1 pseudogene is annotated in these 319 nt (G+C 39.8%); it reads left to right on the top strand.

The annotated features are described in order from the left end of the window. Positions 1 to 319, top strand: a pseudogene (locus ACSG5Z_RS30075) (bifunctional methyltransferase/pyrophosphohydrolase YabN); the annotation flags it as partial.

Raw genomic sequence — 319 nt, 5'->3', positions numbered from 1 at the left:
GAAATCATCTATGCCGTGCCAGGGCATCCGCTTGTAGCGGAAAGTACGGTTCAGCTACTGTTGGATAAAGGTGAAGTAGCGAATGTTGAAGTGCGCATTGAAGGTGGACAAAGTTTCCTTGATCCTATGTTTGCGAGTCTAAAGATTGATCCGAGTGAAGGATTCCAATTAATTGACGCCACATCATTTGAAAGAGGACAATTAGAATTACGTCAACATTTAATCTTTTGCCAAGTAAATGACGCATTCGTTGCATCTGATGTGAAATTAACATTAATGGAGATGCTATCAGATGATTATGAAGTGTATATCGTAACAG

The sequence above is a fragment of the Bacillus pretiosus genome (genome assembly GCF_051294775.1).
In the GTDB taxonomy this organism is placed as follows: Bacteria; Bacillota; Bacilli; order Bacillales; family Bacillaceae_G; genus Bacillus_A; species Bacillus_A wiedmannii.
Note: the sequence above shows the minus strand (reverse complement) of the source record. Positions and strands in the feature narration are given on the sequence as shown.